The 12210-nt window shown below is 69.0% G+C and carries 10 protein-coding genes and 1 pseudogene; all 11 read left to right on the top strand.

Annotated elements, in window-relative coordinates:
* Positions 1 to 63: 63 nt before the first annotated feature.
* Positions 64 to 648, top strand: coding sequence for a translation initiation factor IF-3 (infC, locus tag K8V84_RS20830; protein ID WP_304077591.1), 585 nt, complete (start codon positions 64 to 66; stop codon positions 646 to 648).
* Positions 649 to 811: 163 nt separating this feature from the next.
* A complete protein-coding gene (gene rpmI, locus K8V84_RS20825; RefSeq protein WP_304077586.1) occupies positions 812 to 1006 on the top strand; it encodes a 50S ribosomal protein L35 in 195 nt (64 codons plus the stop codon).
* A gap of 169 nt (positions 1007 to 1175) precedes the next feature.
* Positions 1176 to 1547: a 50S ribosomal protein L20 gene (gene rplT, locus K8V84_RS20820; protein ID WP_304077585.1), complete on the top strand. Its 372-nt coding sequence runs from the start codon at positions 1176 to 1178 to the stop codon at positions 1545 to 1547.
* Between the two features lie 25 nt (positions 1548 to 1572).
* A complete protein-coding gene (locus tag K8V84_RS20815; protein ID WP_304077583.1) occupies positions 1573 to 2418 on the top strand; it encodes an RNA methyltransferase in 846 nt (281 codons plus the stop codon).
* A gap of 518 nt (positions 2419 to 2936) precedes the next feature.
* A complete protein-coding gene (locus K8V84_RS20810) occupies positions 2937 to 4073 on the top strand; it encodes a HAMP domain-containing sensor histidine kinase (protein ID WP_304077581.1) in 1137 nt (378 codons plus the stop codon).
* Between the two features lie 234 nt (positions 4074 to 4307).
* Positions 4308 to 5426: a phenylalanine--tRNA ligase subunit alpha gene (pheS, locus tag K8V84_RS20805; RefSeq protein WP_304077580.1), complete on the top strand. Its 1119-nt coding sequence runs from the start codon at positions 4308 to 4310 to the stop codon at positions 5424 to 5426.
* The gene (pheT, locus tag K8V84_RS20800) at positions 5426 to 7915 is read left to right on the top strand and encodes a phenylalanine--tRNA ligase subunit beta (protein ID WP_304077577.1); all 2490 of its coding nucleotides are present in this window, start codon (positions 5426 to 5428) and stop codon (positions 7913 to 7915) included. Before pheS ends, pheT begins: the two co-directional genes overlap by 1 nt.
* 480 nt (positions 7916 to 8395) lie before the next feature.
* On the top strand, positions 8396 to 9622 hold the full coding sequence (locus tag K8V84_RS20795) for an aspartate aminotransferase family protein (protein WP_304077589.1): 1227 nt from the start codon (positions 8396 to 8398) through the stop codon (positions 9620 to 9622).
* A 194-nt stretch (positions 9623 to 9816) separates the two neighbouring features.
* Entirely contained in the window at positions 9817 to 10329 is a 513-nt protein-coding gene (locus K8V84_RS20790) for a MarR family winged helix-turn-helix transcriptional regulator (protein ID WP_304077574.1), read from the top strand.
* Positions 10330 to 10469: 140 nt separating this feature from the next.
* On the top strand, positions 10470 to 11918 hold the full coding sequence (locus tag K8V84_RS20785) for an FAD-binding oxidoreductase (RefSeq protein ID WP_304077571.1): 1449 nt from the start codon (positions 10470 to 10472) through the stop codon (positions 11916 to 11918).
* A gap of 137 nt (positions 11919 to 12055) precedes the next feature.
* A pseudogene (locus K8V84_RS20780) lies at positions 12056 to 12210 on the top strand (N-acetyl-gamma-glutamyl-phosphate reductase); the annotation flags it as partial.

Raw genomic sequence — 12210 nt, 5'->3', positions numbered from 1 at the left:
GGTCGATCACCCAGTGGTGGCCGACCGGTCCCAGGTAATCCGAGAAAGCTAGGGAGGGGTCTCATCAGCGCCGAGCCCCGCATCAATGACCGTATCCGGGTGCCCGAGGTCCGACTTGTCGGGCCCAACGGCGAGCAGGTCGGAATCGTCTCCGTGCCGGACGCCCTGCGTCTGGCCCAGGAGTCCGACCTCGACCTCGTCGAGGTCGCGCCGACCGCGCGCCCGCCGGTCGCCAAGCTGATGGACTACGGCAAGTTCAAGTACGAGTCCGCGGTCAAGGCCCGTGAGTCGCGCAAGAACCAGTCGAACACGATCATCAAGGAGATCAAGCTCCGCCCGAAGATCGACCCGCACGACTATGAGACCAAGAAGGGTCACGTCGTCCGGTTCCTCAAGGGTGGGGACAAGGTCAAGGTGACGATCATGTTCCGTGGTCGCGAGCAGTCCCGCCCCGAACTCGGGCGCAGGCTGCTGGCGCGTCTGGCCGAGGACGTCCAGGATCTCGGCATGGTCGAGTCCCAGCCCAAGCAGGACGGCCGAAACATGGTCATGGTGATCGGTCCGCACAAGCGGCGTTCCGACCACAAGGCCGAGGCCCGTGCGGCGGCCGGGGACAAGACCCGCCGCGAGAGCAGCGACCAGGCCTAGGAATTCCCCCACCGTCCGGCCTTCGAGGCGGCCGGACGGTGGGGTGGGCTGTGCGCGAACAGCCCACGATGCACAGGCGTGCGAGACCCGCCCAGCGCGGAACAATCGCGACATTCGTCCCCGGGGCGGATGCCGCGCCGACGGAGTAGGAGACGACGGCGACATGCCGAAGAACAAGTCCCACAGTGGAGCCAAGGACCGTTTCAAGGTCACCGGTTCCGGCAAGATCATGCGCCGCCGTGCCAACAAGAACCACATCCTTGAGCACAAGACCTCCAAGCGTAAGCGCAAGCTGAGCAACGAGGCCGTGCTCTCCCCGGCCGACACCAAGAGCATCAAGAAGCTCCTGGGCCGCTAGGCAACGGCAGTAACCTCAGCCCTTCTCGACAGTGCCCCGCGTCCGACCCGGTCGGTTCGCTCTGAGCGCTCGAAGGGCGACCACCTGAAGCGAACACGGCCGCCGGGCCAGTCCTGGCCGGACCGCTCGGCGCGCCGTGCGCGCCGTAAGAACCTATGAGGGAGTCACTGTGGCACGCGTGAAGCGGGCTCTCAACGCCAAGAAGAAGCGCAAGGTCGTTCTCGACCGGGCCAGTGGTTACCGCGGGCAGCGCTCGCGCCTTTACCGCAAGGCCAAGGAGCAGATGCTCCACTCGATGACCTACTCCTACCGGGACCGCAAGGACCGCAAGGGGCAGTTCCGTCGTCTGTGGATCCAGCGCATCAACGCGGCCTCCCGCGCTCACGGCCTGACCTACAACCGTCTCATCCAGGGGCTGAAGCTGGCCGAGATCGAGGTCGACCGTCGCATGCTGGCCGAACTGGCCGTCAACGACGCCGCCGCCTTCGCCGTCCTGGTGGAGAAGGCCAAGCAGGCCCTGCCGGCCTCCGTCGCGGCCTAGTCACGGCGAGACGAGACGGGTAGCGATGGCGAGCCACGAGTTCACGAGCGTCCGGTCACCCAGGATCAAGGGGGTTCGGCGGCTCGCCAAGCGTACCTTCCGCCAGCGTGAGAGGCGCTTCCTCGCGGAGGGCCCTCAGGCTGTGCGGGAGGCGCTCGCCGCGGCGAACGGCGGTGGGCGGCCCCCGTACGGCGGGGGCGGCAACGGCGTACTGGAGGTCTACGCCACGGCGGAGGCCATGCAGCGCCACATCGACCTGATGGACGCCGCCCACACGGCGGGCGTCCCCACTCATCGGGTCAGCCTGGACGTGATGTCCGAACTGGCGCAGACCATCACCCCGCAAGGGGTCATCGCGGTCTGCGAGTTCGTCGACGTCCCCTTGGAGAAGGTCACCGACGTGCGTCTGGCGGTCGTCCTCTCCCACGTGCGCGACCCCGGCAACGCCGGGACGGTACTGCGCACCGCCGACGCCGCGGGGGCGGACGTCGTCGTTTTCACGGACGCGTCCGTGGACCCCTACAACGGCAAGTGCGTGCGGGCCTCCGCGGGAAGCCTGTTCCACCTGCCCGTGGTGGTGGGTGTGCCGGTAGCCCGGGCGATCGACTTCCTGAACGAGGCGGGCGCCAAGGTGTGGGCCGCCGACGGCGGGGGCGACAAGGACCTGCACCAGGTCGCCGACGACGGTGACCTCGACGGTCCGGTCGGCTGGGTCTTCGGCAACGAGGCCTGGGGGCTGCCGGAGGAGACCGTCCGTCTGACCGACGGCGCGGTCAGTGTCCCGATCTACGGCGGGGCCGAAAGCCTGAATCTGGCCACGGCGGCAGCGGTGTGTCTGTACACGACCGCGCGCCAGCAGCGGCGCCCCTGAAGCATCCCGACCCCGGCAGAGCGACTCCACGGATGATCACTCTCCGTGTTCGAAAGGTCCCTCCGGGCGTTCGGAATCCCTTGGGTGTACACACTCGGTAACAGGTCGCGTCAACCTCGCCGAATGCACGTGCACGAGCCCTGAGTGTCGATAGGGTCGGACCGGCACCACGGTGGTCCATGCGGATTCCGCGTGGCCGCCCTCACACGACCCGTGTCACGGGTAGAGGGATGTGCCCGACCGGCCCACACGGCAGGCTCGGCCACACGGTGTGAGCACTTGGACGAGGATCGCGTCCGAGGGAGGTTTCCGTCCACGATCGGTGGGCGGGTACCGGTGTCCGTACGCTCGGACTCCCATCCGGAGTGCGCCTCGACTCGTGAGGCGTACCAGGTGGGGGAGCAGGGTAGACTGCGGTGGTGTCCAGGGAGAGTCCGGTCAGGACGGATGCCACCGATCACAGATCCGCGGCCCAGGACACCTGAGCCGCGGACCGTCGGAGGGGAGCTGGGAGAGGCGTGGGCAGCGGCCGGCAGGTGGATCGACCGGCGGAGGACTCCGACGGCGCGGCGGCGCAACCGACGGGCGAACCCGTCACCTCCGACCTCGACATCGTCGCGACCGGCGGCATCCCGTTGCACGCCGACGACCTGCCCGACGGTGTCGTCGTCGCCGACGCCCGCGGTCGTGTGGTCCTGTTCAACACCCAGGCCGCCCAACTCGTCGGTGTTCCCACCACCTCCGCGCTCGGCCGCGACTTCCGCACCGCCCTGCCCCTGCGAGGTCTGGACGGACACGACTGGTGGGAGGCCAGCGACCCCTACGGCGGGGACCGCGACCGCACCCGCCAGATCGAACGGGTCCTGTGCCTGCCCGACGAACGCGAGGTCCTCGTCGCGGCCCGCTACGTGCGCGCACGCCCCGGCGGCGACGTCGTTCGCCTCGTGGTCAGCCTCCGGGACGCCTCCGCGCGGGCCGAGCGCTCCCGCGCGGACCTGGTCTCCGAGGTCGCCCACGAACTCAGGTCGCCCCTGACCAGTGTCAAGGGCTTCACCTCCACACTCCTCACCAAGTGGGAACGGCTCACCGACAAGCAGAAGCTGTTCATGCTGGAGACCGTGAACGCCGACGCCGACCGAGTCACCCGCCTCATCCACGACCTCCTGGACGTCTCCCGCATCGAGTCGGGACGCCTGGAGGTGCGACGACAGGTCGTCGATCTGCCCGAGGCCGTCCGTCGGGTGGTCTCCGGACGCGTCGCCTCCGGTGAGTCGGAGGAACGCTTCCGGGTCGATACGCACGGGGACCTGCCCCAGATGTGGCTCGACCCCGACAAACTCGAACAGATCCTCACCAACCTCGTGGAAAACGGGGTGCGGCACGGCGCTGGTACTGTCAGTATCGTGATCGAGCCGTGTGAAGGAGGAGCAGCGGTGTCGGTGCGCGACGAAGGCCAGGGCATAGCGCCCGAGACCATTCCGCGCGTCTTCCGCCAGTTCTGGCGCAGCAAGCGCCGTGGTGGCACAGGACTCGGACTGTTCATCGTCAAGGGTCTCGTCGAGGCCCACGGCGGCACGATCACCGTCGGCCGCGCCCCCAACGGTGGCGCAGAGTTCCGATTTACCATGCCCGCCGGGACACCCGAGTTCGTCTGAGCCCTCAGACCCTTCGGCCCCGGTGGGCGCACGCGGCCCCGCCCCGTCATCCCACCGTGGATTCCGTCCGGCGCGGCCCGTCAACCCTGGGCTTGCTGTGACACCTGGGCCGGTTTCGCACCCGGCTCGCGGTAACCCCGTGCTTCTTCCTGTCGGCTTGGTCCGCCCTCGCGCGGACCCGTGACCACCGCCCGCCTCCGCCCCGCGCGGACGCGGTGACGGCGAGGCAACCACATGTCTGCACCGAACAATTCCTTCGACCCGGTCGAGGTGACCCCCCTGCACCCCGACGAGGTCGCCCGCATGCGCGAGGAGGCGCTGGCCGCCATCGAGGCCGCCGCCGACCTCGCCGAACTCAAGGAGGTCCGGCTCGCCCACGCCGGCGACCGTTCCCCACTGGCCCTGGCCAACCGTGAGATCGGTGCCCTGCCGCCGGCCGCCAAGGCCGAGGCCGGCAAGCGCGTGGGCGGCGCCCGCCGCGACGTGGGGCAGGCCGTCAAGGCCCGTCAGGCCGTCCTGGAGGCCGAGCGCGACGAACGCGTCCTCGTCGAGGAGCGCGTCGATGTCACCCTGCCCTGGGACCGCAGTCCCCGTGGGGCCCGGCACCCGCTGACCACGGTCGCCGAACGCATGGCCGACGTGTTCGTCGGCATGGGCTTCGAGATCGCCGAGGGCCCCGAGATCGAGGCCGAGTGGTTCAACTTCGACGCCCTCAACTTCCAGCCCGACCACCCCGCGCGCACCATGCAGGACACCTTCTTCGTGGAGGGTCCCGACGGTGGGGAGTCCGGCATGGTGCTGCGCACCCACACCTCCCCGGTGCAGGTGCGCTCCCTGCTCACCCGTGAGCTTCCGGTCTACGTCGTCGCGCCGGGCAAGACCTTCCGCACCGACGAGCTCGACGCCACCCACACCCCGGTCTTCCACCAGCTCGAAGGTCTGGTGGTCGACAAGGGCATCACGATGGCGCACCTGCGCGGCGCCATCGACACCTTCGTCGAGTCCTTCTTCGGTGAGGTGCTGCGCACACGCTTCCGCGCCTCCTACTTCCCCTTCACCGAGCCCTCCGCCGAGGTGGACATGGAGTGCTTCGTGTGCCACGGAGCCTCGGTGGGCGACCCCGATGCGCCGTGCCGCACCTGCTCCAGCGAGGGCTGGATCGAGATCGGCGGTTGCGGTGTGGTCAACCCGCGCGTGCTGACCGCCGCCGGGGTGGACCCCGAGGTCTACAGCGGATGGGCCTTCGGCCTGGGAGTGGAACGAACACTGATGTTCGCGCACGGTGTGCGCGACATGCGCGACATGGTCGAGGGTGACATGCGTTTCACCTCGGCGTTCGGGAGTGAGATCTGATGCGTGTCCCCATGACCTGGCTGCGCGAGTACGTCGAGCTTCCCGCCGACGTCACCGCCCGAGAACTGGCCTCCCGTCTGACCCTGGCGGGTCTGGAGGTCGAGACCGTCGACGAGCTCGGCGCCGACCTGACCGGCCCCATCGTCTTCGGCCGCGTGCTGGAGATCGAGGAGCTCACCGGCTTCAAGAAGCCCATCCGCTACTGCAGGGTGGACGTCGGAGCGGCCAACGGCACCGGTGAGCCCCAGGAGATCGTCTGCGGTGCCCGCAACTTCTCCGAGGGCGACCTTGTCGTCGTCTCCCTGCCCGGTGCCGAGCTGCCCGGCGGGTTCAAGATCGGCGCCCGCAAGACCTACGGCAAGATGTCCGCCGGCATGATCTGCTCGGCCACCGAACTCGGCCTGTGGGAGGACCACACCGGCATCGTGGTCCTGCCCGAGGGCTTCGGCGCGGTGGGCGACGACGCCATCGCCGCCCTCGGCCTGCGCGAGGACGTCCTCGACATCGCCGTCACCCCGGATCGCGGCTACGCCCTGTCCATGCGGGGCGTGGCCCGCGACGTGGCGGCCCTGTACGGGGTCGACCTCCACGACCCCGCCGAGACGACCATCGACGAGCCCACCGGCGAGGGTCACCCCGGAGCCATCGCCGACCCGGCCCTGGCCGACCGGCTCGTGCTGCGCGGCGCCACCGGATTCGACCCCGAGGCGCCCACCCCGCTGTGGATGAAGCGTCGTCTGCACCAGAGCGGGGTGCGCCCCGTCTCCCTGGCCGTGGACGTCACCAACTACGTGATGCTCGAACTCGGCCAGCCACTGCACGCCTGGGACCGTGACCGTCTCAACGGCACCGTCACCGTCCGCGCAGCGGAGGCGGGCGAGAAGCTGGAGACCCTGGACCACGTCCAGCGTTCCCTGGACACCGACGACATCGTCATCGCCGACGAGTCCGCCGCTCAGGCGGTGGCCGGCGTCATGGGCGGTGTGGACACCGAGATCGGGTCGACCTCCAGTTCGGTGCTGGTGGAGTCCGCGCACTTCGAACCGCGCCACATCGCCCGCGCCTCGCGCCGGCACCAGCTCTCCTCGGAGGCCTCGCGTCGCTTCGAGCGTGGCATCGACTCCCGGGTGCAGCTCGCAGCGGCCACCCGCGCGGTCCGGTTGTTGGCCGAACTGGGCGGCGCCACGGTGGAGTCGGCCTACACCCACGTCCACCACCCGTCCGAGCCCACCACCATCGAGGTGCGCACCGGGCACGCCGGGTCCGTGGCCGGGATCGACTACCCCGAGGGCACCACCGAGAAGTGGCTGCGCGCCATCGGTTGCTCCTACGAGGCCGACGGTGACGTGCTCACGGTGACCCCGCCGTCCTGGCGGCCGGACCTGACCGACCCCAACGACATCGCCGAAGAGGTCATCCGCTTCGAGGGTTACGAGAACATCCCCTCGATCGGCTTCAAGGGCTTCGGTCGCGGACTCACCGAGAGCCAGCGGCTGCGTCGGGCGGTGGGCCGTACCCTGGCCGCCGTCGGTTACAACGAGGTGCTGGCCTACCCGTTCGTCGGCGAGCGCGACCTCGACGGGCTCCAGTTGACGGCCGACGACCCCCGTCGCGACAACGTGCGCCTGGCCAACCCGCTCAACGACGAGGAACCGCTGCTGCGGACCACGCTGCTGCCGGGACTGTTCAAAGCCCTGGCGCGCAACGTGGGTCGTGGTCTGACCGACGTCGCCCTGTTCGAGATGGGCCTGGTCTACCGGCCCAGGGCCGGGGCCGGGCGTGCTCCGCTGCCCCCGGTGGACCGTCGCCCCGGCGACGAGGAACTGGCCCGCATCGACGCGGCCCTTCCCGAACAGCCGCGCCGGGTGGGCGTGGTGCTCGCCGGTGCCGCGGAGCGGGCCGGTTGGTGGGGTCCGGGTCGACAGGCATCCTGGGCCGACGCGATCCAGGCGGCCCGCGACGTCGCCCGCGTGGCGGGCGTGGAACTGGAGATCGAGGCGGACGCCCGAGCGCCCTGGCACCCGGGGCGTTGCGCGGCGTTGTACGTCCGGGTGGACGGCGAGCGCGTGCTCGTCGGGCACGCCGGTGAGCTGCACCCGCGTGCGGTCAAGGCGTTCTCCCTGCCCGAGCGCGCCGCCGCCATGGAACTCGACCTCGACCGGATCGAGAGCGCCCGAGCCAAGGTCATCGCACCCGAGGTCCGTACCTACCCGGTGGCGACCCAGGACGTGGCCATGGTCGTGGACGAGTCCGTCCCGGTCGGCGACATCAGCTCCGCCCTGGCGGAGGGCGCCGGCGAACTCCTGGAGAGCGTGCGCCTGTTCGACGTCTACACCGGCGAGCAGGTGGAGGAGGGACACAAGTCCGTCGCCTTCGCGCTGCGCTTCCGCGCCGGTGACCGGACCCTGACCGCGGAGGAGGCCGGAGCGGCCCGGGACGCGGCCGTGGCCCTGGCCACCGAACGCACCGGAGCGGTTCTGCGCGGCTGAGGCCGGCGACACGCCGTTCACGCGTGGGCGGGGCGGGTCCTCTCGGAAGGGAGACCCGCCCCGCCTTTTGTGTTAGGACGGTGCAACGACCTTCGAACGGGGTTCTTCGAGCCGCTCCGAACCCCCCGTAGGTTTGCGAAACGTCCGATGACCGACCCCGGATTCCAAGATTTTTTTCGGCCTGTTTTTCCTGCACAGCAGGGGTTTTGTGGGTCAGCGCCAAGGGTAGCCGGAATGAAGTTTATGTTTCGGGGCATGAAGCTTCGTTTTGGCTCTTGCTGAGAAGCGGGTCGACAACTTAGCCTGCAAGCACCTGACACAACCTGGGCGCCCGGGTAAGGGGTCGGATCCGTTTTCCACTGCGCGTTTTCGCGCACGTCACGGCTCGGAGGTCGCCATATGACCGAAACGGTTGTCTCGTCCGCGCTCACTCCCAAGGAACACCGGGAGCCCAGCCGTCTCTGGCACACCTTCTGCGATATGAACACCGTGGCCAAGGGCCCGGAGTTCGTGGTGGCCCGCGCCGAGGGCGTGTGGCTGTGGGACCGGTCCGGAGACCGCTACCTCGATGGCACGGCCAGTCTCTGGTACTGCAATGTCGGGCACGGCCGCACCGAGATCGCGGACGCGGTCCACCGCCAGATGAACACGCTGGACGCCTACACCGTCTACGGGGACTTCGCCAACGAACCCGCCCTGGAGCTGAGCGAACGCCTGGCCGCGCACGCTCCGATCGAGGACCCGCGCACCATCCTCACCTGCGGGGGAGGGGAGTCGATCGACACCGCGGCCAAGCTCGCCCGCAGTTACTGGGCGGCGCTGGGGCAGCCCGATCGGCAGCACCTGATCAGTCGCACCGGTGGCTACCACGGCCTCAACGGCTTCGGTACCAGCATCATCGGGATGGAGCGGTTCCGTAGCGGGCACGGTCGCCTCATCGAGGACACCTCCGTGATCCCGCACGACTCGGCGGCCGCACTGGAGGCCGAGATCCTCCGGGTGGGGGCGGACCGGGTCGCCGCCTTCTTCGCCGAACCCGTCATCGGGGCCGGCGGAGTGTTCCTGCCGACGGACGGATACTTCACCGAGGTCGCGCGGATCTGTCGCAAGTACGGTGTGCTGTTCGTGGTGGACAGCGTCATCTGCGGATTCGCGCGCATGGGCAACTGGTTCGGGATCGAGCGCTTCGGCGTGAGCCCGGACATGATCGTCTTCGCCAAGGGTGTCTCCAGCGGCTACCTGCCGCTGGGCGGGGTCATGGTCAACGGCAGGGTGGCCGACCCGTTCTGGAACCAGGAGGGGAACCCCTTCCTGCACGGCACCACCTACGCCGGCCACCCGTCCGCATGTGCGGCGGCCCTGGCCAACCTGGACATCCTGGAGCGGGAGGACCTGTTCACGGTCTCTCGCGAGGTGGAGACGCACCTGGACTCGGCGTTGCGCGGACTGGCCGACCACCCGTTGGTGGCCGAGGTCCGTTCCGGCGTCGGGGTGATGGGCGCGGTGGAACTCACAGAGGAGGCGCTCACCGAACGGGGGATCACCACGGCGGAGGTCTTCGCGGAGGCCCGTACCCGCGGGGTGATCGTACGCCCGATTCCGAGGGCCCTGCTGGTGTCGCCGCCACTGGTGATCACCTGGGAACAGATCGACCACATGGCCAACACCCTGGCGGCGTCACTGGACGCCGTGATGGCCCGAAACTGATGACGGGAGCCCGGGCGGGCTCCCGTACACAGGTCCGACGCACACCCGTCGGTGCGAGACACGCGCCGACGGGATATTTATTTTTCTAGGAAACTACTGTCCCTGACTGCTATATTCGAGTAATATTTACTCGGAAGATACTTCTCCAGGGTGTGGTCCGTTTTCGAGCGCCCTGGGCGACCGCAGGAGGACGGATGACCGCGCAACCGATCGACGGCGTCGAGAACACACGCTCCGAGGGTCGTCCCAGCGACGACGACCTCATCACCGCCTGGGGGCTGGTCTCCGAGGCCATGCACTCCATCGAGCCCAAGCTCCTGAAGGGCATAACCCCCGACGGCAAGGACATGGCCGGGCCCTGGTTCGAAGTGCTCATCCGGCTCCAGCGCACCCCGGAGCACCGGTTGCCGATGAGTCGCCTGGCCCGGGAGGTCAGCCTCAGCACCGGCGGCTTCACCAAGCTCGCCGACCGGCTGGAGAAGGAGGGGTACCTGGTTCGGAACAACTGTGCCGAGGATCGACGGGTCGTCTACGCCACCCTGAGCGAGAGCGGGCTGGCCTTCATCTGCGCCGCTCGCGACAAGCACGTCGAACGGCTGCGCGAACACGTGCTCTCCCCGTTGGGGAATGAGGGCGTTCGACAACTCGCCGCCATCGCGCGTACGCTCCGTGACAGTTCGAGCCGAGGGTCTCGGAACTCTGCGTAGTCGAATCACCGTTCAAGTGGGTCGGGACCCTCTCGAATGTGCAGAAAACATCCCACGCATGGTCGTTACCCATGTAGGTTGGCCAGAGGTCGGGGCCCAGCGCGGGGTGGGTCGGGGGCACGGACGTTCCGGGGGGAATCATGAGGCTTTTCACCACTGCTGCCCAGTTGAGGCCGATTCCCCGGTCCACGCGCTTCGCCAACGGAGGCGTCTCCCACTGGTTCCGCGACACGGGGGTGCCCCAACGTCGGGCGCCTCTGTCGGGCGACGCCGACTACGACGTCTGCGTGGTCGGAGCCGGTTACACCGGCCTGTGGACCGCCTACTACCTGAGGAAGGACCGGCCCGACCTGCGCGTGTGCGTGGTCGAACGCGAGTTCGCCGGCTTCGGTGCGTCGGGTCGTAACGGAGGGTGGCTTTCGGCCGAGTTCGCCGGATCACGGGAGAGCTACGCACAGTCACATGGCAAGGCGTCCATGGTCGCCCTCCAGCGCGGCCTGATGAGCACCGTCGACGAGGTGCTCTCGGTCCTGGAGGCCGAGGGAATCGACGCCGACCAGGTCAAAGGCGGTATGTACCTGGTCGCCGGCAACGAGGCCCAGCGAACCCGTCTCCAGGGTCACATCGAGTACCTCCAGGAATGGGGCTACTGGCCCGACGACTTCCACATGGTCGACCCCGACGAGATCCCCCGCATCGCCGTGCGCGACGCCGTCGCCGCCGGCTACACGCCGCACGCCGCCCGCCTGCACCCGGCCAAACTCGTCACCGGGCTGGCCCGTGTGGTGGAGGACCTGGGCGTGGACCTGTTCGAGGGCACCACGGTCGAGGAGATCCGCCCTCGACGGGGCACCGAACGTCCCGCCGTGGTCACCGACCACGGCATCGTGCGCGCCGACCACGTCGTCCGCGCCACCGAGGGCTTCACCGGCACCATGCGCGGACAGAGTCGCAGGTGGCGCCCCATGCACTCGTCGATGATCGTCACCGAACCCATTCCCGACGAGCTGTGGAAGGGGATCGGCTGGGAGGGCGGTGAGGTCCTCGGTGACGCCGCGCACTCCTACGTCTACGCCCAGCGCACCCCCGACGGGCGCATCGCCATCGGTGGCCGAGGTGCCCCCAAGCGGCCCGGAGCCTCCCCGGTGGACGAGGGTGCGACCCAACCGCAGGCCATCGTCGAGCTCTGGCGCGCTCTGACCCGTATGTTCCCCGAGGTCTCCGACGTTCCGGTCGAGCACGCCTGGTCCGGGGTGCTGGGGGTGCCCAAGGACTGGTCGCCCACCGTGCAGCTGGACGCCGAGTCCGGCCTGGCCTGGGCCGGCGGCTACGCCCACAGCGGTGTCTCGATCAGCAATCTGGCCGGGCGAACCCTGCGTGACCTCGTCCTGGGCCGCAGCAGCGACCTGACCCGCCTGCCATGGGTCGGCCACGAGGTCAGCGGATGGGAGCCGGAGCCGCTGCGCTGGGTCGGCACCCAGGTCGTGAACGGCCTGTACCGCACCGCCGACCGCCGAGAGTTCCGTTCCAGCGGCAAGGGCAACACCTCGCGCCTGGCCGGTATCGCCACCCGCATGCCCGGTCGCTGACCGGCGATCCCCGGGCGGTGCGGGATGGCCGTGTCGCCCATCTCACGTGGACGATGGTGGCCACCTTCGAACTTGGTTGCATAAACTTGCAAGGGCATGCATGATAGTCCAATCCATTTCGAAGAGGGGGTCTCACCATGGGATACACAGCGGCGATCGCCGGGGCCAGCGGCTACGCCGGAGGTGAGCTGCTGCGTCTGCTGCTGGGACACCCCGAGATCGAGATCGGAACCGTGACCGCCGGTGGCAACGCCGGCACCCCCCTCATCCAGCACCAGCCCCACCTGCTTCC

Origin of the sequence: Nocardiopsis listeri, assembly GCF_020741345.1 — a bacterium.
Taxonomy (GTDB): Bacteria; Actinomycetota; Actinomycetes; order Streptosporangiales; family Streptosporangiaceae; genus Nocardiopsis; species Nocardiopsis listeri_A.
This window is presented reverse-complemented; position numbering and strand designations above follow the sequence as displayed.

Coding starts and splice junctions, on each gene's coding strand:
- K8V84_RS20790 (WP_304077574.1), top strand. CDS start 9,817: ATGACCGCGCAACCGATCGACGGCGTCGAGAACACACGCTCCGAGGGT.
- K8V84_RS20795 (WP_304077589.1), top strand. CDS start 8,396: ATGAACACCGTGGCCAAGGGCCCGGAGTTCGTGGTGGCCCGCGCCGAG.
- K8V84_RS20785 (WP_304077571.1), top strand. CDS start 10,470: ATGAGGCTTTTCACCACTGCTGCCCAGTTGAGGCCGATTCCCCGGTCC.
- rpmI (WP_304077586.1), top strand. CDS start 812: ATGCCGAAGAACAAGTCCCACAGTGGAGCCAAGGACCGTTTCAAGGTC.
- pheS (WP_304077580.1), top strand. CDS start 4,308: ATGTCTGCACCGAACAATTCCTTCGACCCGGTCGAGGTGACCCCCCTG.
- K8V84_RS20815 (WP_304077583.1), top strand. CDS start 1,573: ATGGCGAGCCACGAGTTCACGAGCGTCCGGTCACCCAGGATCAAGGGG.
- pheT (WP_304077577.1), top strand. CDS start 5,426: ATGCGTGTCCCCATGACCTGGCTGCGCGAGTACGTCGAGCTTCCCGCC.